Genomic DNA, 24,490 nt, shown 5'->3' on the forward strand with positions numbered 1-24,490 from the left:
TCGCTGGTGCGCAGCTCGGCTGATTCAGGTAACCCCTGCCCTGACCAGGGCAGCTGGGTCAAAGGCCAGGGCTCCAGCAACCACAGCTGGCTGGCCCCCTGGCTCGGGTTTCGTTGTTGGGGGTGGTGGTGGATCGGTGGCGGTCGCTGCAGCCGCCGGGACCCGTTGGGAGACACCCCAGCCGCGTCCATCGAAGGCCTCGAGCACCAGCACCCGCCAGTAGCGCTGGCTGGGTGGGGGCGGCGGGTCCTTGCCGAAGCTCACCCGCAGGGCCGGCGAGGCATCGCGCACCAGGGAGCTGAGGCCCCCGGGGTTGAGTTGGTCGGAGAGGCCGGTGCGCCCGGCCTGGTTCTGGGGCAACTGCCAGAGCGGGCCGAGCCGTGGCAGCAGCAGGAACAGCAGCAGCATCAGCGGGATCGAGGCCCCGAGCAGCCGCAGGGTCTGCTCCAGCACCCGCCGCACCGGCGGCAGCTCGCCTAATTCCTGAAAGACAATGGCGATGATCGCCACCAGCGCCGTGGCCCCCTGCACCAGGCTTGGCGCCAGGCCGGGGTTGATCACCGCCAGCACCCCCACGGCCAGCAGCTGGGTGAGGGCGCTGCGCTGCAGATCCGAGGGCCGGCGCGCCTCCCAGAGCTTCAGGGCCGCCAGCACCACCAGCACCACCACTCCCCAGAACAGGGGATGGCGGCTGTCGCTGCCAAGCAGTTGCAGCGCCAGGCTGCCGAGGACGACCTGCTGCAGCCGAACCGCCCGGGGGCTGAGGGTGGTGCGCGCCTGACTCATCGCGGTCTCGCGATCACAGCCGGGCCAGGGCGAGGGCCCGCAGGCAGCGGTCCCGGTGGGCCTTGCCGCTGCCCATGGGGATGGTGAGCTCCCCCAACCGCAGCCCATAGGCCTCGTTGCCCTGGCCGAGCTGGGCAATGCGCGCGCTCAGCTGGCTCAGGGCCCGCTCCCAGGGGGCGTCCGGGTGGGGGGCGAGCAGCCCGTGGCGGGGTTCGGGATCCTCGAAGCGCTTGCTGTAGCGGCCGCCGCTGCGGGCCAGCTGTTTCCAGGCCAGCCGCGCCAGACCCTCCTGGGGCCGATGGGGTCGCAGCTCGCTCCAGTCCTCGCTTCCATGGGCGTTGCGCTGGCTGGCGGCCTGATCCGCCGCCTTCTCCCCTTCGCCCACCACCGCCACCGGCCCATTCAGCCGCTGGGGGTAGACCAGCTGGGGAGCGCTCGGCTCCCAGACGCTCCAGCAGTGGAACAACCCCAGGGGCGCCGTGGACCAGATCCGCAGTCGCCCCGGGCGCTGCTCCCCCGCTGGGGGGAACTCCAGGCCACGGCGATCGTTTCGTCCCCTGCTGGCACCGTCAGCGTCGTGATCGGCCCGCCGCTGGCCCTGAACTGGATCTGGACGCCGTAGCGGTTCACTCGGCTGTTGAGCTGCAGTGGGTAGGCCAGGGGCTCGCCGGCGAAGCCCCCGCCGGTTCGCCGCAGCGCAGGCGCAGCCCCTGCAGGTTGAACTGGGTGAGGTGCAGGCTGATCAGGAACAGTCCCGTGCCCAGAAACCCCAGCAGCAGCGGGCCGTTGCTGCCGCCATTGATTCCCAGCAGGTAGAGCACCAGGCAGCTCAGCAGCCAGAGCCAGCCGAACCGCGTCGGCAAGATGTAGAGGTTGCGCAGGCCCAGCAGCAACTCCGGGCCTCCCCGGGGCCGGATCAGGCGATCGGGGAAGCGCTCACGGGGCGCCGCTGCGGCGGGACGGGGGCTCAAACCAGGTTGAAGTTGCTCTGCACGAAGGCATCAACGGGATTGATCGCGCTGATGTTGTCGAAGGTGCCGATCAGGGCGATTTCGTTGGCGCTCACCGTGGTGGAGTTGGTGGAATTGCCACCACCGGCGTTGAAGGCGTAGAGGAAGGCGTTGTCGTTGTCGTAGGCGAGCAGATAGCCCTTGCCGCCTCTGGTGCTGGTTTTCAGCGTGGCGCTGCCGCTCCCGATCAGGCCATCCAGCAGGGCCGTCCCATTGGTGACGCCCGCCAAGGTTGCGGAGGAATCGAAGTTGAAGGCGAAGATGTCGCTGCCCGTAGGGCCGGTATTCAGGTTGTAGCTGGTGGTGGCCCCGCTGATGCTGGCCAGGCTGGCGCTGCTGCCGCTGCGGCTGGTGAGGCTGTCGGAGAGGCGGATGGTCTCTCCCGTGACAGGGTCGAGGTTGAAATCGGTGATCGTGCAGCGGTTGGCGGCGCTACTGATTCCGCTCAGGTCGAAGCTGTCGGTGCCGTCAAGGCCGGTGAGCGTGTCGAGGCCGCCGCCGCCCTTGAGCAGGTTGGCGGCGATGTTGCCTGTGATCACGTTGGCGCCGCTGTTGCCCGTGCCGTCGATGGCGGCGTTGCCGCTCAGGCTGAGGTTCTCGATACCAGCGGCCAAGGTGGTGGTGCTTGTGGCCACCAGGGTGTCGGTGAGGGTGGTGGTGACGCTGCTGGGGGTCCCCAGGGCAGCATTGGTGGGAGCCGAGAGGCTGAGGGTGAAGCTTTCGTCGGCTTCGTAGCTGTTGTCGTTGAGCAGGGCGACGGTGATGGTCTTGTACGTTTCGCCGGCGGCGAAGCTGAGGCTGCCGCTGGTGGCGGTGTAGTCGAAGCCGGCGGTGGCGGTGCCGTTGGCGGTGGCGGTGGCGTAGCTCACTGTTGTCGTCACACCGGCGGGGTTTGCCGACGAGAGGCTGACGGTGTAGGTAACGCTGGTGTTCAGTCCCTCGACCATGGTCTGGGCGGACGAGAGGCTCAGCACCGGCAGATCGTTGTCGAGGTTGGTGAGGCTGACGCTGCTGCTCACGCCCTGGTAGGCGGAATCTCCGGAGGCACTGGTCAGGGTCACCGCGTAGGGCTGGGGGCCATCGACCAGTTGATCGTCGACTCCGGTGACGATGACGGTCTGGGCGACGTTCCAGTTACTGGTGGTGAAAGTGAGAGTCGACTTATCGGGCGTGCCTTCGTTGGTCTTGGTGCTGCTGACGCTGATGCTCACATTGGCCGTCGGTGCGCTGGCGAGCACGACGCTGAAGCTCGCTGTGCCGCCCGCTTCAGTTGTGGTGAGCCCGGAGGTGGGAGTGACGACGATCCCGGGTAGGGCCGCCGTGGCCACGATCGTGCCGCTGATCAGGTACTGGCCCAGGCTGCCGTAATCGCTGTAGCCGGTCATCAGGGGATTACCTTCACCGACCCCATCGATGGCGAGGTAATAGGTGCCAGCGATGGAGATGTCGTAACTGAAGCTGGCTCCCAGGCCATACTGGGGATTGGATTCATACAATTTAGTGCCGTTTGATGCGTAGAGGCCTGCCCAGATGTCCAGGTTGGTGCTGCCGCCAGGAGCCGTGACGTAGCTGCTCAGATAACTGCCACCGGTATTGATGAAGGCCTGGGTGATGCTCCCAACTGAGAAGGAGATTGTGCCGACTCCGGTGGTGAATCCGTACCAGTCCAGATCGCTCCGGGTTTCGATGATTCCGAATTGAAAGACATCCACCAGAGAGGCATAGGTGGCATTTGATCCGTTCACTCCCAGGGAACTTGCGGTTGCGGCAGTATTACCTGAGGCATCAGACCGGTAAGTGCTCTGGCTGGCGATGATCGCAAGATCATCTTGCTTTTGGTTCGCCCCGATGTACTCACCCTTGCTCCACTGGCTGAGGGGCTGGTAATAACCAACGCCCATGATCGGTGCCCAACCGGTTTCGCCCGATCCCTGGCCGCTGTAGTAGCCCTGGGTGGCGGTGCCGTCATGGCTCAGGCCGAGGTTGTGCCCAACCTCATGGCTGATGGCTTCGGCAATGTATTTTTCACCGTTGGGCCCGAGATTCTCCGGGAAGATAAGAGCTGGTTTGTAAGTGTCGCCAACGGAGTCAAAGACATTCACATAGGCGATGCCTCCGTAGTTTCCGAAGTAGCTGCTGATCGGGCTGATTAAGGCACGGGTGCCGTAGATCTGGTCGCCGATGCTGCTTCGTGTGAGAAAGGCCTCGCCGAGATACTCCGTGGTGACATCAATGTTGAATGGTGCGAAGTCTTCGGCCACCCGTTGCCAGATTTTCTGGATCAGTGCCCGTTCCTGATCGTTGAAGTTGTTGGGATCAGCATCGATCGACCAAGCGGGGGCGTTGATGGCGTTGCCGCCGTTGTAGCCGTTGCTCCAGGCGGATCCAGCCGGAATCAGATGGCCATCGAAGTCCAGGTAGATCGACTTTGTCGCCAGGGGTTGCTGTGGAGCTTGAAGGTGTCGAGCAGGCTGAGGGACGCCACCGTGCCGGCGGCGGCCACGGCCGTTGTGGCGGCTTCGACGGCGCCGCCACTGACGCGGAGAGTGGAGCAGGCCGGGCAGCGGCAGACGCTGGGTTCAGCCGCCTTGAACTGGGCTGAAGCGGTGTGGGACGTCAGCGCGCCGGAGGGGGCCCAGCCACCGGCCTCGGGAATCGCATCGGGACGATTCTCAGCCGCCAGCGGTGGCGTCGGGGAGGCCTTGTCCACGGCCAGGAGCGGCTGCGTCAGGCTCTCGAAGGGCCGCGGCGGTGTGCTGAGCGGAGGGAGGGGGCGTCGCTGCCGGTGATTGGATCCTCCCGGGCGAATCGCTGATCGCCCACCCCAGCCAGGGGATTGGTGTCGAGGCCGCCGAGGCTGATCGGGTCGCGGCGGCTACGCCCGGAGCCTCCAGGGTTGAGCTGATCGAGCAGCCAGTCAACCGTTGCAGTGGTGCGCGCCATGGCCTTGCGATCAGGTTCACCGTGAACCTCAAACTACTGCTGGTGCTCCCCTAACGCACGCCATCCACCGCCTCCAGCAACGGGCGGCTGAGGGTGCCTTCCGCCCCCCGGGGCTCGCCCCCATCGAGGCGGTGTTCACACACCGCCGCGAACACCGCCTGCACGTCGCCTGGTTTGACGAAATCGCGACCCTCGATCAGCGACCAGGCCCGGGCCGCCTGCAGCAACCCCTGGGCCGCCCGGGGTGAGAGCGCCGCACTGCTGCCGGCAAAGTTCCCGGCAAGGTTCCCGGTTCCGGGCCCCGCCTTGCGGCTCTGGGCCACCAGATCGAGCACGTAATCCAGCAGGGCCGGCGAGGCGTGCTGACGGCGGCAGCGCGCCTGTTCCTCCTGGAGTTGCTGCGGGCTCAGCAAGGTGGGCAGATCGGTCAGCGCCAGGCCCTCACCCGCCAGCAACGCCCGTTCCGCCTCCCGAGCCGGGAAGCCCAGGCTGAGCCGCATCAAGAAGCGGTCGAGCTGGGATTCCGGCAGCGGGGCGGTGCCGGATTGATCGAGGCCGTTCTGGGTGGCGATCACGAAGAAGGGCTGGGGCAGCGGGTGGCTGGTGCCATCCACGCTCACCCGACCGGCCGCCATCGCCTCCAGCAGGGCGCTCTGGGTGCGGGGGCTGGCCCGGTTGATCTCGTCCGCCAGCAGTACCTGGGCAAACAGCGGGCCCGGCTCAAAGCGGAAGCTCCCCTGGGTCTGATCGAACAGACGGATGCCGGTGAGATCGGCCGGCAGCAGATCGCTGGTGAAATGCACCCGGCGGAAATCCAGGCCGAAACTGCGGGCCAGGGCCTCGGCGAGGGTGGTCTTGCCCATGCCGGGCAGGTCTTCGAACAGCAGGTGCCCGCCGGCCACCAGAGCGCTCACGGCCAGCTGCACCTGGCGTTCCTTGCCGAGCAGCACCCGACTGATCTGGGCCACGACGGAGACCAGGGAACTCATGGACCGGCGCAGGTGGCGTCAGGCTAGGGGTGTTGCCGCCCCGATCCGTGTCCAGCGCAGGCTCCGAACCGATCGAGCGCCACGGCGGCAACCTGGCGGCCACCGCCCGCCGCCTGGGCTGCCGCCCCGACCAGCTGTTGGATGCCAGCGCCTCCCTGGTGCCCTTCGCGCCCCCGCCGCCCTGCTGCGGGCCCTGCGGTCCGCGCCGCTGCGGGCCTACCCCGACCGCACCTACGCCTCCCTGCGCGGGGCAATCGCCCGCCTCCATGACCTGGAGCCGGCTCAGGTGCTGCCCGGTAACGGCGCCGCCGAGCTGTTCACCTGGGTGGCGCGGGAGGCCGCGGCCGCTGGTGTCAGCGTGCTGCCTGCGCCGGGCTTCGCCGACTACGAACGCGCCCTGGCTTGCTGGGGGGCGCCTGGCGGCGGCTGCCCCTGGCCCTGGAGTGGCCCGACGCCTGGCCCCAGGCGTTTCCGGATCCGGGCCCCGCGCTGGCCCCCGCCGAGGTGCTGTGGGTGACCAACCCCCACAACCCCACCGGCCAGCTGTGGTCGCGCGCCAGCCTCGAGGCGCTGCTGGGGCGCTTTGCCCTGGTGATCGTCGATGAGGCTTTTCTGCCCCTGGTGCCAGGAGGCGAGTGCGAATCGCTCATCCCCCTGGTGGCCGATCACCCCAACCTGGTGGTGATCCGCAGCCTCACCAAACTGTTTGCGATTGCGGGCCTGCGCTTGGGCTACGCCGTGGCCGCGCCGGAGCGGCTGGGGCGCTGGAGCGGTTGGCGGGACCCCTGGCCGGTGAACGCCCTGGCCGCTGCCGCTGGGGAGGCCTTGCTGGCTGATGGCCGCTGGCCCCGGCGGGTGCGCCGCTGGGTGGGCTCCGAGGGGCCGTGGCTGCGCCAGCGCTTGGCGGCCTTGAGCGGGCTCTATCCCTTGCCATCGGCCGCCAATTTCCTGCTGGTGCGTGGAGAGAGTTCCCTGGTGCCCCTGCGCGAGCGGCTGGAGCGCCAGCACCGGGTGCTGCTGCGCGATGGTCGCTCCTTCGAGGGGCTGGGCCCCGAGTGGCTGCGGATCGGCCTCCAAAACCGCGGCGGCAACGGGCGGATCCTGCGGGCCCTGGCCTGGGAGCTCAGGCAGGGGGCCTGAGCTCCGCCAGCAGGGCCACCAGCCGCTGGTCGGCATCGCGCACCGCCAGGCGCTCCATGCCCTGCCGCAGGCTGAGCAGGGGGTCGGCGGCGCCATCGACCCCCGCAGCCGCGGCCCCAACAGATGCCAGATCGCCTCGCCCAGGGCCTTCTGCTCCGGCGGGTGCTGCCAGACGATCACCGCCGCCCCCAGGGCCGCCGCCGCCGCCGCATTGGCGTCCTGGTGGCGGTCGGCGGCCTGGGGGAAGGGCACCAGGATCGCGGGCGCCCCGCTCACCGCCAGCTCGGCCAGGCTGCCGGCGCCGGCGCGGCTGATCACCAGATCGGCGTGCTGCAGCAGGCCTGGCATGTCATCGCTGAAGGGGCGCTCCAGGTAGAGCGGCTGCTGGAAACGGCCCGCCTCCGGGTCGCTGCTGCCGCTGAGGTGCACCACCCGCACACCGGCTTCCAGCAGGGCGGGGAGCAGGGGTCGCAGCATCCGGTTGAGCCCCACGGCCCCCTGGCTGCCGCCCATCACCAGCAGCAGCGGGCCCTCCCCAGGGGGCACCCAGGCCGGAAGCGCGGCGGGCTCCAGGAAGGCTCGGCGCACGGGGGTGCCCGTGAGCAGGGGGTGGCATTGGGGCAGCCGCCGCTGGGCCTCGGGCAGCCCCACCGCCACCCGCGTGCACAGCCGCCCCAGCAACCGCGTCACCCGCCCAGGCACGCCGTTGGATTCGTGCAGCACCACTGGCACGCCGCAGCTTCTGGCCGCCAGGATCACCGGGGCGGCGATGTAGCCGCCGGTGCTGAACACCAGCTCAATCCGCTCCCGCCGGATCAGCCGGCGCACGTCACGGCTGGCCAGCAGCAGCCGGAGCAGTTGGCAGAGCTTGCGCAGGCCCCGGCCCTGGAGGCCGCCCGCCCGCACGGTGTGCAGCGGGTAGCGGCTGGGCACCAGCTCCCTCTCCAGCCGGTCCGGCACCCCCAACCAGCGCACCGACCAGTTCGACGGCAGGGCATCGGCGACCGCCAGGGCGGGGAAGAGATGGCCCCCGGTGCCGCTGGCGGCGATCAGAAGCCTCGTCATGGAAGTCAGTTGAAGCGCCGCTGGCGCGGGGAGCGCGCCTAACTTAAGGGTCACCCCGTTGCGCTCCATGTCGCTGCTTCGCCCCTGGCTCGCTGCCCTGCTGGCCGCCGCGGCCCTGGCTCTGCCGGCGGCACCGAGGGCTGCCCAGGCGGCCGCCCCTGCCAGGATCAGCGCCGAGCTGGCGCCGCTGCCGCCTGCCTTGCAGAGTCTGGAGGCGGCCCTCAACAGCGAGGCCCCTGGCGCCCTGGCCGCCGTGCTGGAGCCCGGTGTTGGGCTGGTGCCAGCGTCGATCGAGGGCCGTCGCCGCAGCTTCAAGGAGCGTTTCCCCGACGCCCGCTGGCAGGTGCTGAGCGGTCCGCCCCTGGCCGATGGCCGCAGCAGCCTCACCCTGCGCGTCACCGGCAGCCGCAGCGAAGGGCCCTTTGCCTATCGCCTGTTGGCGGAACAGGTGCTGGCGGTCACCAGCAGTGGATCCCGGATCACGGCCCAGGAGCTGCTCAAGGAGAACTCGATCCTGCGCAGCGGCAGCGCCGATCTGAAGGTGAGCCTGCTGATCCCCGATGCGGTGCTCACCGGCCAGCGCTACGACGTGGATGTGGTCTTCGACGAACCCCTCAATGGGGCGGTGGCCGCCGGCGGCATCGCGGCGGTCACTCCCCAGCAGGTGGAGGCCCAGGAAAGCCCCGAGATGCGCCTCTCGGCCCTCGGTGGTGGTGGCCTGTTCAAAACGGTGCTGGCCCCCGATCAGCCCGGCGGCCAGACCTGGGCAGTGCTGCTCGTGCATCCCAATGGCATCATCAGCGCCAGCAAAAGGGTGCGGGTGGTGAGCAGTTCGGCGGCCCTCAAGCTCTGAGCGGCCCCTGGCCCTCTCCCAGATCCTGCCCGTACCAGCGGGCCAGGGCGGCCAGATCCTCCTCGCCGAAGCCAGCCTCGATCAGCTTGTCCTCCATCGCGGCCACCCTGGCGCTGATCGGCAGCTCCAGCTCTTGGGCAGCGGCGGCGGCCAGGGCGATGGTGAGGTCCTTGCGGTGCAGAGCGAGCTTGAAGCCGAGGGGAAGTGGCCCCGCAGCATGGCGCCCGAGCGGTGCTCCAGGGCCCACGATCCCGCCGCGCCGCCCTTGAGGGCCTCCACCACCAGCTCCAGCGGTAGCCCCAGGCGCCGGGCGAGGGCGAGGGCTTCTGCCACCGCCGCGTAGCTGCCCGCCACCAGCACCTGGTTCACGGCCTTGGCCTGCTGGCCCGCGCCCACCGGCCCGAAGTGGGTGAGGCGCCCCCCCACCACCTCCAGCAGGGGCCGGGCCCGCTCCAGGTCGGCCGGCTCGCCGCCCACGAGCACCGAGAGGCTGCCGGCGCGGGCCCCTTCGGTGCCACCGGTCACCGGGGCATCGAGGTAAGCCACCCCCAACAGCCGCAGCCGCGCCGCCAGCTGCTGGCTGACGGCCGGATCGATGCTGGAGAAATCCACGACCAGGGCGCCGGGCCGCAGGCCCTCGGCCGCCCCGTCCGCTCCGAACAGCACCGCCTCCACATCGGGGCCATCGCTGACGCAGATCGCCAGCAGGTCGGCGTCGGCCGCCGCCGCCGCCGCCGTGGCCGCCCGCCGGGCGCCCCTGGCCGCCAGGGGCTCCTCCCGCTCCCGGGTGCGGTTGTGGACCGTGAGCGCAAAGCCCGCCGCCAGCAGGTTGGCGGCCATCGGTTCGCCCAGGGCTCCAAGGCCAAGAAAGGCCACGCTCAGTGGGTTCTGGGCGTTGGGGCCCGGGGGCCAGGAAGATTCGGTCATGGACGCCGCGGCCCCGGTAGGGATTCAGTCGGATGGGTTCCACAGGATGGCGAAGTCATCCAGCCCAACACCATGCGCGCCTTTTCTTCCGTTTCCGTTCAACGCCTGCTGCTGCCACCGGTGGCGGCCGCCCTCGCCCTGGCCCTGCAACTGGGGGGCGCCCAGGCCCAGACCGCCCCCACACCCCAGGGGTCCATGGGCCCACGCCAAGAGGCCCTCAATCTCACCCCCGCCCAGCGCGAGGGGCTGTTCAGCGGCCGTAAATCCATGGCCCTGCGCACCGCCTCCGAGCGGATCGCGTTGCTCCAGCAGAGCGAACGCTGCCTCTCAGGCGCCAGGGATCTCGATGGCCTGCGCACGTGCCAGCAGCAGGAGCGCTCCGCCCAGCGGGAGCTGATGGAGCGCAAGCGCGCCGAGGTGACCGCGCTGTACCAACGCCTGGGTCTGCCGGCCCCGCAGCCGCGCCGCTGGAATGGCCAAAAGCGGACTGGCTCTGGCCCTGAGGGTGCCGGAAATCCCGTCTGGTGAGGCCGAGGTGGATTGAGCTGAGCCCAGCTGATCCCATGGCTCAGCTGATCGGGCGGGAGGGCCTCAACCCGCGCTCAGATCAGGCCTCATCAAGGGCCGCCACGCCGGGCAGCACCTTGCCCTCCAGCAGCTCCAGGCTGGCGCCGCCGCCGGTGGAGATGTGGCTCATCTGCTCGGCCACCCCCACTTTCTCCACGGCGGCCACGGAGTCACCGCCACCGATGATCGTGCAGCAGCCGGTGGCGCTCAGGCCCGCCAGGGTGTGGGCGATGGCGTTGGTGCCGGCGGCGAACTTGTCGAACTCGAACACGCCCATCGGGCCGTTCCAGATCACCGTCTTGCAGTCAGCCAGGGCGGCCTGAAAGGCCTGGATCGAATCGGGTCCGATGTCGAGGCCCATCCAGCCATCGGGGATGGCCTCGATCGATGTGATCTGGCTGTTGGCGTCGGGGGAGAAGTTGTCGGCCAGGACCACATCGGTGGGCAGCAGCAGCTGAACGCCCTTGGCCTTGGCCTTGGCCTCCAGCTCCTTGGCCAGCTCGAGTTTGTCTTCTTCCACCAGGCTCTTGCCCACCGCCAGGCCGCGCGCCTTGTAAAAAGTGAAAATCATGCCGCCGCCGATCAGCACCTTGTCGCACTTGTCGATCAGGGCTTCAAGCACACCGATCTTGCTGCTCACCTTGGAGCCGCCCACGATCGCCGCCAGGGGGCGCTTGGGCTCATCGACGGCACCCTGCAGATACTGCAGTTCCTTCTCCATCAGCAGACCGGCCACGCAGGGCTTCAGGTAAGCGGTCACGCCCGCGGTGGAGGCGTGGGCGCGGTGGGCGGCGCCGAAGGCGTCGTTCACATAAACGTCGGCCAGAGCGGCGAGCTTGGCGGCGAAGCCGGGGTCGTTGGCCTCCTCCTCGGCGAAGAAGCGCACGTTCTCCAGCAGCAGCACGTCACCGTCGGCCAGGGCGGCCACCTTCGCCTCGGCGTCGGGGCCGATGCAGCTCTCGGTCTTCACCAGCGGCTTGCCCAGCAGTTCGCTCAGCCGCGCAGCGACGGCGGTGAGGCGCATGGCCTCGTTCACCTGGCCCTTGGGACGTCCGAAGTGAGCGGCCAGGATCACCCGGGCGCCCTTGCCAGAGAGGTCGTTGATCGTGGGCAGGGCGGCGCGGATGCGGGTGTCGTCGGTGATCCCCCTGATCATCAAGCGGTACGTTGAAGTCCACCCGGACCAGGACACGCTTGCCGCGCAGGTCGTCGGCGGTGAGGCTGGTCAGGGAGCGCTTCGCCATGGGGGAGGGTTTCGGGGTAAAGGATGGGCGACATTAACCCTCAGCCTTCTGCCGCCGGCGGCCCCGGGCGCTAGGACAAGGGCACCCGGGAGCGTGGCGATGTTTGAAACGGTGCTGTTCCCCATTGATCAGAGCCGCCAGGCCCTGGACGCGGTTGCCACGGCCCTGAAGCTGGCCCGGCAGCATGAAAGCCACCTGGTGGTGCTCTCGGTGGTGGAGGAGGAACCCGGGGCGATGCACGACCCCGAGGCCGTGGCCCAGCTGCTGGAGCAGGCCCGCAGCAGCTTCGTGGAGGCGGGGGTACCCACCCAGGTGATCGAGCGGCAGGGCAAGCCGGCCTTCGTGATTTGTGATGTGGCCGATGAGATCAACGCCGATCTGATCGTGATGGGCACCCGGGGGCTGACCGTGGAGGCCGACGTTCCCAGCACCGCCGCCCGGGTGATCCAGCTCGCCCCCTGTCCGGTGCTGGTGGTGCCCTGATGGATGGCCCAGGGGAGGCCGGCGGCCGCGCGCCGGCGATCCAGTGGTACCCCGGCCACATCGCCCGAGCCGAGCGCCAGCTCAAGGCTCAGCTGGCCAAGGTCGACCTGGTGATCGAGGTGCGGGATGCCCGCATTCCCCTCTCCACCGGCCATCCCCGTCTCAAACGCTGGACCGACGGCAAGCAGCGGCTGCTGGTGATCAACCGCCGTGACATGGTGCCGGAGGCGGCCCGGATCGCCTGGGATCGCTGGTTCCGCGCCCGCGGTGAGACCCCCTGGTGGTGCGACGCCAAGGTGGGCACGGGCGTCAAGCAGCTGCAGGAGGCGGCGATTCGCGCCGGAGAGCAGCTCAATGCCCGCCGGGCCGGTCGGGGCATGCGTCCGCGGCCGGTGCGGGCGCTGATGCTGGGCTTCCCCAACGTGGGCAAATCGGCGCTGATCAACCGGCTCGTGCGCCAGAAGGTCGTGGACAGCGCCCGCCGGGCCGGGGTCACCCGCACCCTGCGCTGGGTGCGCCTGGGCCAGGCCCTGGATCTGCTCGATGCCCCCGGCGTGCTGCCGCCCCGGCTCGAAGACCAGCGGGCGGCCCTGCTGCTGGCCCTCTGCGACGACATCGGCCAGGCGGCCTACGACGGCGAGGCGGTGGCGCGGGCGTTTCTGCGCTTGCTGGAGAAGCTGGAGCTCGATCCCGCCAACGGCATCGCCGCCGGCTTGCTCCAGCGGCGCTATGGCGTGGCGGCCCCGGCCGCCCATGCCGATGGGGCCGAGTGGCTGGAGGCCGCCGCCGCCCGCCACACCAGCGGCGACACGGCCCGCCAGGCCCAGCGCCTGCTGGATGACTTCCGCCGCGGCGTGCTGGGGCCGATCGCCCTGGAACTGCCACCGGAGCCGGTGCTTGAAGCGCCGCCTGCAGAGCTCCCTCCGGCGGAGCTGGAGCCCGCCGGGATGGAGGTGGCCGGGGCGTGAGCGGCTTCGGCGAGGGGAGGGGAGCTGCTGACGCTTGAGTACCCCAAGCCGCTGCCGATGCGGTTGGACCGCTGGCTGGTGAGCCAGCGGCCCGAGCAGAGCCGCGCCCGGATCCAGAAGTTCATCGATGCCGGTTACGTGCGGGTCAACGGCGTCACCGGCCGCGCCAAGACCCCCTGCGCCAGGGCGATGCGGTGCAGCTGTGGATGCCGCCCCCGGAGCCCCTGCCCTATCTGCTGCCCCAGGACATCCCCTTGGATGTGCTCTTCGAGGACGAACACCTGATCGTGCTCAACAAGCCCGCCGGGCTCACGGTGCACCCGGCCCCGGGCAACAGGGACGGCACCCTGGTGAACGCCCTGCTGCACCACTGCCCTGATCTGCCGGGCATCGGCGGCGAACTGCGCCCGGGGATCGTGCACCGCCTCGACAGGGACACCACGGGCTGCATCGTGGTGGCCAAGAGCCAGGAGGCCCTGGTGAAGTTGCAGGGCCAGATCCAGAGCCGCGTGGCCTCACGGGAGTACCTGGCGGTGGTGCATGGGGCCCCGGGCGCCGAGCGGGGCACGGTGGTGGGGGCGATCGGGCGCCACCCGGTGGATCGCAAGAAGTACGCCGTGGTGGCCGAGGCCTCCGGGCGCCATGCCTGCACCCACTGGCAGCTGCTGGAGCGGCTGGGCGATTACTCCCTGCTGCGCTTCAAGCTCGACACCGGCCGCACCCACCAGATCCGCGTCCACTGCGCCCACATCGGCCACCCGATCGTCGGGGATGCCACCTATGGCCGTTGCCGCAAACTGCCGGTTCCGTTGGCGGGCCAGGCCTTGCATGCGGTGCAGCTCGGGCTCGACCATCCGATCAGCCACGAGCGCCTGGTGTTCGAAGCGCCTTTGCCGGCGGCATTCGAGCGCCTGCTGGCGAAGCTGCGCAGCGTCTGAGCGCCGGCCGGGATCCAGGGGGCCAGGGAGCCCGTGCTCAAGTGGCCAGCGACGGCAACCGCGGGGAGGCCTCCACCAGGGCCCGGGTGATGGCTGCCTGGGGATGCTCCAGCAGCTGATCGCCCGGCCCCTGCTCCACGATCTTGCCCCCTCCAGCACGATCAGCCGCTGGCAGAAACCGCTGGCCAAGGCCAGGTCGTGGGTGACGAACACCATCGCCAGCCCCAGGCGCTGCTGGAGGGAGCGCAACAACTCCAGCACCTCCGCCTGCACCTCGGCGTCGAGCATGCTCACGCTCTCATCGCAGAGCAGCACCCGGGGCTCGAGCATCAGGGCGCGGGCGATCGCCACGCGCTGCTGCTGCCCCCGAGAGCTCCCGGGGCAGGCGCCGCTCGTAGCGCTCCGGCGGGGAGAGCCCCACCGCCGCCAGCTGGGCGCGCGCCCTGGCCCGGGCTTCGGCGCGGCCCGCCAGACCGTGGATCAGAAGGGGATCGGCGATCGCCTCCCCCACGGCCATGGCCGGGTTGAGGCAGGCCAGGGGGTCCTGGAACACCATCTGAATGCGCCGCCGGGCCCGGCGCCTCAGGCGGCCCCGCAGCGCCAGCAGGTCCTGGCCCTGCAGCCGCACCGATCCGCCCCGCACCGGCGTCAGGCCCATCAGGGCCCGGCAGAGGGTGCTCTTGCCGCAGCCCGAGGCCCCGACCACGCCGAGGGTTTCCCCTTCGCGCACCTGCAGGCTCACCCCGTCGACGGCCTTGAGCCAACGGGGGTTCCAAGGCAATGAGGGCAGCGGGTGCCAGCAGCGCAGGTTCTCCAGCTCCAGCAGCAGCGGTGCCTCGCTGGGGGCTGGGGTGGGGGTGCCCTCGCGGGCGCGGGCGGCCGCCAGCAGCCGCTGGCTGAGGGGGGCCCGGGGGCGGGTGAGCAGTTGGGTGGCGGGGGCCTCCTCCACCAGCCGGCCCTGATCGAGCACGGCGATGCGATCGCACCAGCGGCCCGCCAGCGCCAGGTCGTGGCTGATCAGCAGCAGGGCGCTGCCCGCCTCCTGGCAGAGGCGGCTGAGTTCGGCCATCACCTGGGCGGCCACCGCCACATCCAGGCTGGTGGTGGGCTCATCGGCGATCACCAGGGGCGGTTCCAGGGCCATGGCCAGGGCGATGGCCAGCCGCTGGCGCATGCCGCCGCTGAATTCATGGGGGTAGCTGCCGTAGCGCTCCGCCTCGATGCCGACTCGGGCCAGGAGCTCCTCGGCGCGCTGCCGGCGCTGGCGGCGTTTCCACAGGGGGCGGTGGGCCGCGAGGGTGTCGTTCAGGTGCTCCCCCACCGTGAGCAGCGGGTTGAGCCGGGTCATCGGGTCCTGGAAGACCAGCCCCACGGCTTCACCACGGAGCTGGCGCAGTGCCCCCTGCCGCAGCAGCCGCGGATCGGTGCCCGCCAGCAGCAGGGTGCCCTCGCAACGGCTGCCGCTTGGCAGCAGCTGCAGCACCGCCCGGGCCACAGTGCTCTTGCCGCAGCCCGAGGGGCCCACCAGGGCCAGCCGCTCGCCCCGGGCCAGGCTCAGGTTCAGGCCGTCGAGGGTGGGAACCAAGGCTTCCCGCTCCGATCCGGCCGCGGGCGGGTACTGCACCACCAGATCGCGGATCAGCAACACCGGATCGGTGGCGGAAATGGTGGCCATTCCCCCAGCTTGGATGCCGGGACCCGCACATCCGGCCAAATGTTTCGGCGCCCCAATACGATGGATGAATCCGCAGGGTGAAATGCTCGAAGCGGCCCAGGCCACGGCTGTCGAAGATCTTGTCGCCGACGATCTTCTCGCCGAAGATCTCGCTCTCGACGATGGGGATCTGGAAGATCGGGCGGTTGTTGATGCCGATCGCGTCGATCCCCCTGCCGAAGCGCCTGCTGGACATCCCCCGGTGAGCGGGACCTTGGTGGTGGCCTTCGGCTCTGGGCGCCGTTCCGCCGACGACTACGCGATTCCGCTGCCGGAGTGGCTGCGGCGCGCTTTGGAGCAGTCCCAGCCGTCTTCCCCAGCTCGCGCCCCCGGGGCTCCCGCCACCGCCAGCGAGGCCCAGCCGGCAACCGCTCATCCGCCCGCAACAGCCCATCCGCTCGCAACAGCCAATCAGCGCCTGCTGGCCGCCGCCTTCGATTTCGCCTACCAGCTCCATGACGGTCAGATGCGGGCCAGCGGCGAGCCCTACATCGTTCATCCGGTGGCGGTCGCTGATCTGTTGCGGGAGATCGGTGCCAGCCCCAGCGTGATCGCCGCCGGGTTCCTCCACGATGTGGTCGAGGACACAGGCGTCACCCCCGAGCAGCTCGAGCAGCATTTCGGCCCTGAGGTGCGGGCGCTGGTGGAGGGGGTCACCAAGCTGGGGGGCATCCATTTCACCAACCGCACCGAGGCCCAGGCGGAGAACCTGCGACGCATGTTCCTGGCCATGGCCAGCGACATCCGGGTGGTGCTGGTGAAGCTGGCCGACCGGCTCCACAACATGCGCACGATTGCGGCGCTGGCGCCGGAGAAGCAGCAGCGCATCGCCCGCGAGACCCGCGAGATCTACGGCCCCCTGGCCAACCGGCTGGGGATCGGCCGGCTCAAGTGGGAACTGGAGGATCTGGCCTTCAAGGTGCTCGAGCCCGAGGCCTTCCGCGAGATCCAGCAGCAGGTGGCCAGCAAGCGCAGCGACCGGGAGGATCGCCTGGCGGTCACCGTGCAACTGCTGCGCGACCGGCTGGCGGCGGTGGGGTTGGAGGCCTGTGACGTGAGCGGCAGGCCGAAGCACCTCTACGGCATCTGGAGCAAGATGCAGCGCCAGCAGAAGGCCTTCCACGAGATCTACGACGTGGCGGCCCTTCGCATCCTGACCCCGAGCGACGAGGCCTGTTATCGCGCCCTGGCCGTGGTGCACGACACCTTCCGCCCGATCCCCGGCCGCTTCAAGGACTACATCGGTCTGCCCAAGCCCAACGGCTACCAATCCCTGCACACGGCGGTGATCGGCCGCCACCGGCCGATCGAGGTGCAGATCCGCACCGCCGACATGCACCAGGTGGCCGAATACGGCATCGCCGCCCACTGGAAATACAAGGAGGGGGCTCCCCGCCGCCGGCGACACCGAGCGCTTCAACTGGCTGCGGCAGCTGGTCGACTGGCAGAAGGACGACGGCGGCGCCGACAGCAGCGACTACCTGGCCTCGATCAAGGAAGACCTGTTCGATGAGGAGGTGTTTGTGTTCACCCCCAGCGGTGATGTGGTGGGGTTGCGCAAAGGTTCCACGGCGGTGGATTTCGCCTACCGGATCCACTCGGAGGTGGGCAATCACTGCCAGGGGGTGCGCATCAACGACCGCCTCTGCCCCCTGGCCACGCCGCTGCAGAACGGCGATTTCGTGCAGATCCTCAACGCCAAGTCGGCCCACCCCAGCCTCGATTGGCTCAACTTCGTCGCCACCCCCACGGCGCGGAACCGCATCCGCCAGTGGTACAAGCGCAGTCACCGGGAGGAGAACATCCTCCGCGGGCGGGAGCTGCTGGAGCGCGAACTCGGCCGCGACGGCTTCGATGCCCTGCTCAACGGACCGGCCATGGCCAAGGTGGCCCGCCGCTGCAACCTCATCGGCACCGACGATCTGCTGGCCTCCCTGGGCTTCGGGGGCGTCACCCTGCAGCAGGTGGTGAACCGGCTGCGGGAGGAGATCCGCCTGGCCACGGCGGTGGCCGCTCCGGTGCTCAGCAACGAGGAACTGGCTCGCACGGTGTCGGCCCAGGCGGAGAGCGCCCCTGCGCCGAACGAGACCTCCACCGCCAGCCCGATCCTGGGGCTCGAGGGGCTCGAATACCGCATCGGTGGTTGCTGCAGCCCCCTGCCCGGGGAGGCGATCCTGGGCACGGTTGCCCTTGGCAACCACGGCATCACCATCCATCGCCAGGACTGCCCCAACATCAGCCCGGTGCCGGTCGACCGGCGGCTGCCGGTGCGCTGGAACCCCCTGGTGGATCCCGTGCGCCGCCGTTACCCGGTGCAGTTGCGCATCGAGGTGCTCGATCGCGTCGGGGTCTTGAAAGACATCCTCACGCGCCTCTCCGACAGCCGCATCAACGTCAGCGATGCGCGCGTGCGCACCAACCCCGGCAAGCCGGCCCGCATCGACCTGCGGGTGGAACTCACCAGTGCCGCCCAGCTGGGCACCACCATGGACCAGATCCGCTCGATGGCGGATGTGCTCGATCTCTGCCGCACGGGCATCGGCTGAGGTGTGGAGCCCCTGAAGCCGTGCCTTTGGTCACATCAGCTCCGGGAAGCGCTGGCTAGACAGGCTCAACCCATTTCAGGAGTCGCGTCCCATGACCTCTGAGCAAGCCGCCGCCCTGCTGGATGACACCCTCGATCTGGTGCATCTCCGCCTTGAGCACCTGCAGTTGAGCCATCAGGGGGCGGAATGCCAGGCCCTGGAGGCGGAATTCCGCGAGTGGCGCCACCCCAGCGGCCCGGAGATCGATCTGGTGCTCTGCCCGACGCCTTCTGCCGGCTGAGGGGCTGTCGGCTGAGGGGCTGCCGTCGGCGATGACGCCAGCCGACACTGGGGGTTGTGCGGCGGACGCCCCCTTGAAGAGCGAGGACACCATCGCCAGCGGCGGCGGCGCCACCGACACGATCGCTGCGGTTGCCACCGCCGTGGCGCCGGGGGTAGGCAGCGTCGCGATCGTGCGGGTCTCCGGGGCTGGGGCTGAGCCGATCGCCCGCCGGTTGTTCCTGGCCCCTGGGGACCAGGCCTGGGAGAGCCATCGGGTGCTCTACGGCCATGTGATCGATCCCGGCAGCGGTGAGCGCCTCGATGAGGCGCTGCTGCTGCTGATGCGCGCCCCCCGCAGCTTCACCCGCGAGGACGTGGTGGAGTTCCACTGCCATGGAGGGGTGGTGGCCGTCGGCCGGGTGCTGGAGCAGGTGCTCGCGGCGGGGGCCCGGCGTGCCCTGCCTGGGGAGTTCAGCCAGCGGGCCTTCCTCAACGGCCGCCTGGACCTCACCCGCGCCGAGGCGCTCAGTGAGCTGATCACCGCCCGCAGCCGCCGGGCGGCCCAACTGGCGATGGCGGGCCTCGATGGCGGCCTGGAGCGGCGCATCGGCGCCCTGCGCTTCCGGCTGCTGGATCAATTGGCGGAGCTGGAGGCCCGCGTCGATTTCGAAGAGGATCTGCCCCCCTTGAGGGCGGCGCCGTGGTGGCGGAACTGGAGTCTGTGAGGGGGAACTCGCCGCGCTGGTGGCCGAGGCCGCCCAGGGCCGGGTGCTGCGGGAGGGGTTGAAGGTGGCGATCATCGGTCGCCCGAACGTGGGCAAATCCAGCCTGCTCAATGCCCTCAGCGGCAGCGAACGGGCGATCGTCACCGAGCTGCCCGGCACCACCCGCGACCTGGTGGAGAGCGAACTGGTGCTCCAGGGGGTGCCGATCACCCTGCTCGACACGGCCGGTATCCGCCCCACCGACGACCCGGTGGAGCGCCGGGGGATCGAACGCAGCCGCTCGGCCCTGGCGAGCGCCGATGCCGTGTTGCTGCTCTTCGACCTGTCGGCAGGTTGGGGCGAGGCTGATGGGGCCCTGCGGGCGCTGGTGCCCGAGGGGTGCCCTTGCTGGTGGTGGGCAACAAGCTGGATGCGGTCCAGCCAGATGCGGCCGCTGGGGGTGGGGTCGCCGGCCCGGCGGATCTGGCAATCAGCGCCCTGGCGGGCGAGGGGCTGGGCGCCCTGGCGACGGCGCTGCTGGCTCGATGCGGCGCGACGCTTGGATCAGGGTTGGAAGTGGCCCTCAACCAGCGCCAGCGGGATCTGGCCGCCGAGGCCTCCATCGCCCTGGGCCGATCCCTGGAGGCCGCTGATCAGGACCTCCCCTGGGACTTCTGGACCATTGACCTGCGCCAGGCGGTGCGCAGCCTGGGGGCGATCACCGGCGAGGAGGTGAATGAAGCCGTGCTCGATCGGATTTTTTCCCGCTTCTGCATCGGCAAATGAAGCCTCAGCCCGCCGGTGCCACCCCGTGGGCCTTGAACCAGGCCTGCAGCCGCTTCCAGCCCGCCGCCGCCGCTTCGGCCAGGAAGGTGGGGCGGTAATCGGCGTGGAAGCCGTGGGGCACGCCCGGGAACACCTGGATCTCACTGCGGTTGCCGGCCGCCTTGAGCGCCGCCTGCATGCGCTGCACCGACTCCAGTGGGATGCCCTCATCGGCGCCGGCATAGAGGCCCAGCACCGGTGCCTTCAGCTTTCCCGCCAGATCGATCGGGAAGCGGGGCTGCAGCGGCGTGGCGGTGCCCACCAGGCGGCCGTACCAGGCCACACCGGCCTTGAGCTTGGGGTTGTGGGCGGCGTAGAGCCAGGTGATGCGTCCACCCCAGCAGAAGCCCGTGATCCCCAGCCGGCTGGTGTCGCCCCCATGGCCCGCGGCCCAGGCCACCGTGGCATCGAGATCGGAGAGCACCTGGGCATCCGGCACCTGGGCCACCACCGGCAGGATGGATGGGATGTCGGGCAGCTGGCTCACATCCCCCTGGCGCTCAAACAGGCTGGGGGCGATCGCCAGGTAACCGAGTTTGGCCAGGCGCCGGCAGACGTCCTGGATGTGGGCGTGCACCCCGAAGATCTCCTGCACCACCAGCACCACCGGATGGCGGCTGCCCTTGGCGGGCTGGGCGCGGTAGGCGGGAATCGAGCGATCAGCCGCCGGCACGCTCACGAAGCCGGCGAGCAGCCCATCGGCGGGTGTGGTGATCGTGGCCGCCATGGTCGGCCCGGCGGCGATGGCGAAACCAGTGGCCAGGCCCCCCAGCAACAGCTCCCGGCGCCGCAGGCTGAGGGTCGATGCGGGATCATTCGATCGGGTTCCCATGGAGCTGCTGGGGGCTGGGGTTGGTTCCAGGCCACTCTGGTCGACAATTCTTTCCACCCCAGCCCCGCGCCTCTGGTTTGCGGCGGTGCCGCGCCTACCCATGCCCCCAGGTCCCGCCCCCCACGCCAGCCTGCTCGCCGATCCAGGTCTGAGTGAGCGCTTGAGGGGCTGGCTGGCCGAAGACATCGGCCGTGGCGATCTGACGGCGCCCGCCCTGATGGGGGCCCGGGGCCAGGCCGCCTGGATCGCCAAGCAAGGCGGCCGCTTCTGCGGCGGCGTGCTGGTGGAGCCCCTGTTCAAGCTGCTGGATCCGGCTGTGCGGGTGGAGCTTCTTGTGGCCGATGGCGTGCTGGTGGAGCCGGGGACGCGCCTGCTGGAGCTGGAAGGCCCAGCGACGGCCCTGGTGGCGGGGGAGCGCACGGCCCTGAACCTGGCCATGCGCCTCTCGGGGATCGCCACCGCCACGGCGGTGCTGGTGGCCCAGCTGGCGGGCAGCGGCGTGCGCCTGGTGGACACCCGCAAGACCACGCCGGGGCTGCGCACCCTGGAGAAATACGCCGTGCGTTGCGGCGGCGGCCACAACCACCGCCAAGGTCTCGATGACGCCGCCATGCTCAAGGAAAACCACCTGGCCTGGGCCGGCGGGGTGGCCGCCGCGATCGCGGCCGTGAGGGCTTCGGCCCCCTGGCCGGCCCGGGTGATCGTCGAGGCCGAAACCGCCGCCGAGGCCGAAGCGGCGCTGCGGGCCGGCGCCGATGCGGTGCTGCTGGATGAGTTCACGCCCCAGGCCCTCGCGGAGCTGGTACCGCGCCTGCGGGCGCTCGCCCCGGCAGTGGTCCTGGAGGCCTCGGGTGTGGACCCCGAAAGGCTCAGCGCCTATGCCGCCACAGGCATTGATCTGATCTCCACCAGCGCGCCGATCACCCGCAGCCCCTGGCTCGATCTGAGCATGCGCTTCGAGCGGGCCTAGATTTCGGCTCAATCCGTCTGGGTCGTGATCGTGGGTTCTTTTGCCCCTAGCCGTTTCCGGGCCCTGCTCCTGGGAGCCTTGAGCGCCGTGCTGCCGCTTACGGCGCTCTCGCCGGCGCCGGTCTCCGCCGAAACCGTGCTGGAGCGGGCGGCCAAGAGCGGCGAGGTGCTGATGGTCGGTCCCTCCGACATCCCACCGTTGATCCGGCTGGGGGCAAAGGGCGAACCCGAGGGCTATGCCATCGATCTGGCCCGCCGCATTGATCGCCAGATCAAGGCCGAACTGGGCAGCAAGCTGCAGATCCGCTTCGTTCCCGTCGACAACGCCGCCGCGATGGTGGAGGCCGTGGCCAGCGGCCAGGCGGGCCTGGCCTGCGGGGTGCCGTTCAGCTGGGAGCGGGACAGGGTGGTGGACTTCTCCCTCCCGATCGCCCTCTCCGGCCTGAGGCTGCTCAGCCGCAGCGGCGCCGTCGATGGCTCCCCCGCCTCCCTGGCGGGTCGCTCGATCGCCGTCGTGGAAGGCTCCATCGGCGCCGGTGCCCTGGGGAGCCTGCAGCCCAAGGCCAAAGCGGTCAGCTTTTCCACCCTGGCTCAGGCCGTGACGGCCCTGGAGCAGAACAAAGTGGCCGGTGTTCTCGGTGACACGATCGTGCTCGCCGGGCTGCGTCAGCAGCGCCGGCTCAGCGGCGTGACGCTCGTGCCCCAGGTGCCCTATCTGAGTTACGGGGTGGGTTGCATCGTGCCCGAGAACAATTCCACCTTGCTGAACGTGGTCAATCTGGCGATAGCCGGACTGTTCCAGGGTTACCTGGAGGGACGTCCCGACGCCGTGGCCAGCGTGGATGCCTGGATCGGTCCGAAGGGTGTGCTGAGCGTGCCCACCGAGCGCGTCCGCGCCTTCTTTCAATCGGTGCTGCTGAGCCGCGAAGGCTTCATCCTGGGGGCTCTTCCCCGGCCGCTTCCCGCTGATGGCAGCGCTTCCGCCTGTCGGCGGACCCCTCCCGCGCTCCCTTCCGTTCTTCATTCCTCGCGTCAACCCGATGGCGACCTTCTCCCGCTCCGGCCTTTTCGGTTTTCTGTTGTTGCTGGCCGCCCTGGCCCCCGCTGGTGCTGGTGCCACCTCGTTGGCTGATGCTGGCGCCACAACGCTGGCCGGTGAGGGGTCCCCACCGGCGGCCAGTGCCTCCCCGTTGGAAGCTGCTCCGGGCTCGATCGATGCCCGGCTGCGGCGCATCTCCCAGGCCCTGAGGGAGAAGTCCCCTGAACCCATGGGGCCTGAGGATCGCGCCAGCTCCCCAGATGGCCGCCTCGCCTTCGTGTTCGCGAACGGCGGCGGTCGCCGGGTCGGCTGGGGCAATGGCGGCTTCCGCAACGGTGGCTTCGGTAATGGCGGCTTCCGCAACGGCGGCTGGGGCAACGGCGGGTTCCGCAACGGTGGCTTCGGCAACGGCGGGTTCCGTAACGGCGGCTTCCGCAACTTCTGGTGACCCCGCCAGGCGCCCCGCCCCTAGGCAATCCGGAGGGGTTCGGGCCCTTGCAACTGCTGGTGATCCAGCCCACCCCCTACTGCAACCTCGACTGCGACTACTGCTACCTCCCCAACCGCAACGACCGCCATCGCCTGCCCCTGGAGATCCTGGAGGCGGCCCTGGAGCGGGTGCTGGAGAGCCCCTATGTGGGCGGTGACTTCACGCTGCTGTGGCATGCGGGCGAACCGCTCACCGTGCCAATCGCCTTCTACGACGAGGCCAGCGCCTGCATCCGTAGCGCCCTGGAGCGCTGGCAGGGGGAGGGGGAGCCGCTGTCGATCCACCAGTCGGTGCAGACCAACGCCACCTTGATCAACGACGCCTGGTGCGACTGCTTCGAGCGCAACGGCATGTCCGTGGGGGTGAGCATGGATGGGCCGGCCTTCCTCCACGACATCCACCGGCGCACGCGCACCGGCCTGGGGACCCACGCCGCCAGCCTGCGGGGCATCGAGGTGCTTCGGCGCCGGGAGATCCCCTTCCAGATGATCTGCGTGATCACCGAAGAGGCCTTGGGCCATGCCGACGAGTTGTTCGCCTTCTTCGTGGACAACGGCATCACGGATGTGGCCTTCAACATGGAAGAAACCGAGGGTGAGAATCGCGTTTCAACCCTCAGCCGCCCCGATGCGGAGGTGGCCTACCAGGCCTTTTTGAAGCGGTTCTGGGAGCTTTGGCAGCAGAACAACCCTGCGCTGATGCGGGTGCGGGAGTTCGAGGGCATCTGCAGCCTGGCGGCGGCGGATGCGCGGATGGAACTCTCCGACATGACCCATCCCTTCGCGATCGTGAACGTGGATGCCCGCGGTTCGATGACCACCTTCGATCCGGAGCTGCTGGCGGTTCAGACCGACACCTACGGCGACTTCGTGCTCGGCCATGTGCTCAGCGACAGCCTGGTGTCGATCGCGGCCAGCGCCAAGTTCGAGCGCATCCACCGGGACATGCGCTCCGGCCTCGCCCGCTGCCAGAGCGAGTGCGCCTATTTCGGCCTCTGTGGGGGCGGCGCCGGCAGCAACAAATACTGGGAGCACGGCACCTTCGATTGCAGTGAAACCCAGGCCTGCCGTTATCGGATCAAACTCACGGCCGATGTGGTGCTCGCTGGGTTGGAGGAGATGTTGGAGCTTTCGGCCTGAAGGTTGGCTGACTTCGACAGTTTTCGGCGCAGCTCTGTGCTGATCAGAAATGTCAACC

The 24,490-nt window shown here is 69.7% G+C and carries 18 protein-coding genes and 8 pseudogenes; 14 read left to right on the top strand and 12 right to left on the bottom strand.

The window, feature by feature from the left end; all coding sequences use genetic code 11:
• Nucleotides 1–24: 24 nt before the first annotated feature.
• Complete coding sequence (locus AAF143_RS08015; RefSeq protein WP_414026759.1) at nt 25–786, bottom strand: DUF3488 domain-containing protein; 762 nt, start codon at nt 784–786, stop codon at nt 25–27.
• A 13-nt stretch (nt 787–799) separates the two neighbouring features.
• Nucleotides 800–1,252: a DUF58 domain-containing protein gene (locus AAF143_RS08020; protein WP_414026760.1), complete on the bottom strand. Its 453-nt coding sequence runs from the start codon at nt 1,250–1,252 to the stop codon at nt 800–802.
• On the opposite strand from AAF143_RS08020, the gene AAF143_RS08025 reads away from it, so the two are divergent.
• Nucleotides 1,244–1,408 (top strand): hypothetical protein, encoded by a 165-nt coding sequence (locus AAF143_RS08025; protein WP_414026761.1) that lies wholly within the window; start codon nt 1,244–1,246, stop codon nt 1,406–1,408. The genes AAF143_RS08020 and AAF143_RS08025 overlap by 9 nt on opposite strands.
• A 4-nt stretch (nt 1,409–1,412) precedes the next feature.
• Here AAF143_RS08025 and AAF143_RS08030 read toward each other — a convergent pair whose 3' ends face one another.
• The 5 genes from AAF143_RS08030 to AAF143_RS08050 all read right to left on the bottom strand — a co-directional run bounded on the left by AAF143_RS08030 (nt 1,413) and on the right by AAF143_RS08050 (nt 5,728).
• Nucleotides 1,413–1,757, bottom strand: a complete 345-nt coding sequence (locus tag AAF143_RS08030; protein ID WP_414026762.1) for a hypothetical protein — start codon at nt 1,755–1,757, stop codon at nt 1,413–1,415.
• A complete protein-coding gene (locus AAF143_RS08035) occupies nt 1,754–4,057 on the bottom strand; it encodes a Calx-beta domain-containing protein (RefSeq protein ID WP_414026763.1) in 2,304 nt (767 codons plus the stop codon). The genes AAF143_RS08030 and AAF143_RS08035 overlap by 4 nt, the downstream gene beginning before the upstream one ends.
• A 134-nt stretch (nt 4,058–4,191) precedes the next feature.
• Nucleotides 4,192–4,506 (bottom strand): hypothetical protein, encoded by a 315-nt coding sequence (locus AAF143_RS08040; protein ID WP_414026764.1) that lies wholly within the window; start codon nt 4,504–4,506, stop codon nt 4,192–4,194.
• A 17-nt stretch (nt 4,507–4,523) separates the two neighbouring features.
• Nucleotides 4,524–4,739 (bottom strand): hypothetical protein, encoded by a 216-nt coding sequence (locus AAF143_RS08045; protein WP_414026765.1) that lies wholly within the window; start codon nt 4,737–4,739, stop codon nt 4,524–4,526.
• Between the two features lie 50 nt (nt 4,740–4,789).
• Nucleotides 4,790–5,728, bottom strand: a complete 939-nt coding sequence (locus AAF143_RS08050) for an AAA family ATPase (protein WP_255008021.1) — start codon at nt 5,726–5,728, stop codon at nt 4,790–4,792.
• 47 nt (nt 5,729–5,775) lie between these two features.
• Here AAF143_RS08050 and AAF143_RS08055 point away from each other — a divergent pair.
• A pseudogene (locus AAF143_RS08055) lies at nt 5,776–6,868 on the top strand (pyridoxal phosphate-dependent aminotransferase).
• Here AAF143_RS08055 and AAF143_RS08060 read toward each other — a convergent pair.
• A pseudogene (locus tag AAF143_RS08060) lies at nt 6,852–7,933 on the bottom strand (UDP-N-acetylglucosamine--N-acetylmuramyl-(pentapeptide) pyrophosphoryl-undecaprenol N-acetylglucosamine transferase). The pseudogenes AAF143_RS08055 and AAF143_RS08060 sit on opposite strands and share 17 nt — an antisense overlap.
• Nucleotides 7,934–8,000: 67 nt before the next feature.
• On the opposite strand from AAF143_RS08060, the gene AAF143_RS08065 reads away from it, so the two are divergent.
• The gene (locus AAF143_RS08065; protein WP_255008029.1) at nt 8,001–8,786 is read left to right on the top strand and encodes a hypothetical protein; all 786 of its coding nucleotides are present in this window, start codon (nt 8,001–8,003) and stop codon (nt 8,784–8,786) included.
• Here AAF143_RS08065 and AAF143_RS08070 read toward each other — a convergent pair.
• Nucleotides 8,776–9,713 (bottom strand): annotated as a pseudogene (locus tag AAF143_RS08070) (NAD(P)-dependent oxidoreductase). The gene AAF143_RS08065 and the pseudogene AAF143_RS08070 overlap by 11 nt on opposite strands.
• 72 nt (nt 9,714–9,785) lie before the next feature.
• On the opposite strand from AAF143_RS08070, the gene AAF143_RS08075 reads away from it, so the two are divergent.
• Nucleotides 9,786–10,241, top strand: a complete 456-nt coding sequence (locus AAF143_RS08075) for a hypothetical protein (protein WP_255008032.1) — start codon at nt 9,786–9,788, stop codon at nt 10,239–10,241.
• Nucleotides 10,242–10,320: 79 nt separating this feature from the next.
• Here AAF143_RS08075 and AAF143_RS08080 read toward each other — a convergent pair.
• Nucleotides 10,321–11,524: pseudogene (locus tag AAF143_RS08080) on the bottom strand (phosphoglycerate kinase).
• Between the two features lie 99 nt (nt 11,525–11,623).
• Between AAF143_RS08080 and AAF143_RS08085 the strand changes: the two are divergent.
• The 3 genes and pseudogenes from AAF143_RS08085 to AAF143_RS08095 all read left to right on the top strand — a co-directional run bounded on the left by AAF143_RS08085 (nt 11,624) and on the right by AAF143_RS08095 (nt 13,913).
• The gene (locus AAF143_RS08085) at nt 11,624–12,007 is read left to right on the top strand and encodes a universal stress protein (RefSeq protein ID WP_255008210.1); all 384 of its coding nucleotides are present in this window, start codon (nt 11,624–11,626) and stop codon (nt 12,005–12,007) included.
• Nucleotides 12,007–12,975, top strand: a complete 969-nt coding sequence (gene ylqF / locus AAF143_RS08090; protein WP_255008035.1) for a ribosome biogenesis GTPase YlqF — start codon at nt 12,007–12,009, stop codon at nt 12,973–12,975. Before AAF143_RS08085 ends, ylqF begins: the two co-directional genes overlap by 1 nt.
• A pseudogene (locus AAF143_RS08095) lies at nt 12,972–13,913 on the top strand (RluA family pseudouridine synthase). Before ylqF ends, AAF143_RS08095 begins: the two are co-directional and overlap by 4 nt.
• Before the next feature lie 37 nt (nt 13,914–13,950).
• Here the strand turns inward: AAF143_RS08095 and AAF143_RS08100 are convergent.
• Nucleotides 13,951–15,588: pseudogene (locus AAF143_RS08100) on the bottom strand (dipeptide ABC transporter ATP-binding protein).
• 241 nt (nt 15,589–15,829) lie between these two features.
• Between AAF143_RS08100 and AAF143_RS08105 the strand changes: the two are divergent.
• The 3 genes and pseudogenes from AAF143_RS08105 to mnmE all read left to right on the top strand — a co-directional run bounded on the left by AAF143_RS08105 (nt 15,830) and on the right by mnmE (nt 19,924).
• Nucleotides 15,830–18,173, top strand: a pseudogene (locus AAF143_RS08105) (RelA/SpoT family protein).
• Between the two features lie 91 nt (nt 18,174–18,264).
• Complete coding sequence (locus AAF143_RS08110) at nt 18,265–18,453, top strand: hypothetical protein (protein WP_255008042.1); 189 nt, start codon at nt 18,265–18,267, stop codon at nt 18,451–18,453.
• Nucleotides 18,454–18,544: 91 nt separating this feature from the next.
• Nucleotides 18,545–19,924 (top strand): annotated as a pseudogene (mnmE, locus tag AAF143_RS08115) (tRNA uridine-5-carboxymethylaminomethyl(34) synthesis GTPase MnmE).
• 4 nt (nt 19,925–19,928) lie between these two features.
• Here the strand turns inward: mnmE and AAF143_RS08120 are convergent.
• Nucleotides 19,929–20,795 carry a dienelactone hydrolase family protein gene (locus AAF143_RS08120; RefSeq protein WP_255008046.1) on the bottom strand — a complete coding sequence of 289 codons (867 nt, stop codon included), beginning with the start codon at nt 20,793–20,795 and terminating at the stop codon, nt 19,929–19,931.
• Nucleotides 20,796–20,895: 100 nt separating this feature from the next.
• Here AAF143_RS08120 and nadC point away from each other — a divergent pair, with 100 nt between their 5' ends.
• The 4 genes from nadC to grrM are packed head-to-tail and all read left to right on the top strand — an operon-like array spanning nt 20,896 to nt 24,432.
• Nucleotides 20,896–21,765 (top strand): carboxylating nicotinate-nucleotide diphosphorylase, encoded by an 870-nt coding sequence (gene nadC, locus AAF143_RS08125; RefSeq protein WP_255008048.1) that lies wholly within the window; start codon nt 20,896–20,898, stop codon nt 21,763–21,765.
• Between the two features lie 24 nt (nt 21,766–21,789).
• Entirely contained in the window at nt 21,790–22,896 is a 1,107-nt protein-coding gene (grrP, locus tag AAF143_RS08130) for an extracellular substrate binding-like orphan protein GrrP (RefSeq protein WP_414026766.1), read from the top strand.
• A complete protein-coding gene (gene grrA, locus AAF143_RS08135; protein WP_255008053.1) occupies nt 22,805–23,251 on the top strand; it encodes a GrrA/OscA1 family cyclophane-containing rSAM-modified RiPP in 447 nt (148 codons plus the stop codon). The genes grrP and grrA overlap by 92 nt, the downstream gene beginning before the upstream one ends.
• Nucleotides 23,248–24,432, top strand: a complete 1,185-nt coding sequence (grrM, locus tag AAF143_RS08140) for a cyclophane-forming radical SAM/SPASM peptide maturase GrrM/OscB (RefSeq protein WP_255008055.1) — start codon at nt 23,248–23,250, stop codon at nt 24,430–24,432. The genes grrA and grrM overlap by 4 nt, the downstream gene beginning before the upstream one ends.
• Nucleotides 24,433–24,490: the final 58 nt, after the last annotated feature.

Source organism: Cyanobium sp. ATX-6F1, assembly GCF_047395825.1.
Taxonomy (GTDB): Bacteria; Cyanobacteriota; Cyanobacteriia; order PCC-6307; family Cyanobiaceae; genus ATX-6F1.

Coding starts and splice junctions, on each gene's coding strand:
- AAF143_RS08015 (WP_414026759.1), bottom strand. CDS start 786: ATGAGTCAGGCGCGCACCACCCTCAGCCCCCGGGCGGTTCGGCTGCAG.
- AAF143_RS08045 (WP_414026765.1), bottom strand. CDS start 4,739: ATGGCGCGCACCACTGCAACGGTTGACTGGCTGCTCGATCAGCTCAAC.
- AAF143_RS08050 (WP_255008021.1), bottom strand. CDS start 5,728: ATGAGTTCCCTGGTCTCCGTCGTGGCCCAGATCAGTCGGGTGCTGCTC.
- AAF143_RS08065 (WP_255008029.1), top strand. CDS start 8,001: ATGTCGCTGCTTCGCCCCTGGCTCGCTGCCCTGCTGGCCGCCGCGGCC.
- AAF143_RS08075 (WP_255008032.1), top strand. CDS start 9,786: ATGCGCGCCTTTTCTTCCGTTTCCGTTCAACGCCTGCTGCTGCCACCG.
- AAF143_RS08085 (WP_255008210.1), top strand. CDS start 11,624: ATGTTTGAAACGGTGCTGTTCCCCATTGATCAGAGCCGCCAGGCCCTG.
- ylqF (WP_255008035.1), top strand. CDS start 12,007: ATGGATGGCCCAGGGGAGGCCGGCGGCCGCGCGCCGGCGATCCAGTGG.
- AAF143_RS08110 (WP_255008042.1), top strand. CDS start 18,265: ATGACCTCTGAGCAAGCCGCCGCCCTGCTGGATGACACCCTCGATCTG.
- AAF143_RS08120 (WP_255008046.1), bottom strand. CDS start 20,795: ATGGGAACCCGATCGAATGATCCCGCATCGACCCTCAGCCTGCGGCGC.
- nadC (WP_255008048.1), top strand. CDS start 20,896: ATGCCCCCAGGTCCCGCCCCCCACGCCAGCCTGCTCGCCGATCCAGGT.
- grrA (WP_255008053.1), top strand. CDS start 22,805: ATGGCGACCTTCTCCCGCTCCGGCCTTTTCGGTTTTCTGTTGTTGCTG.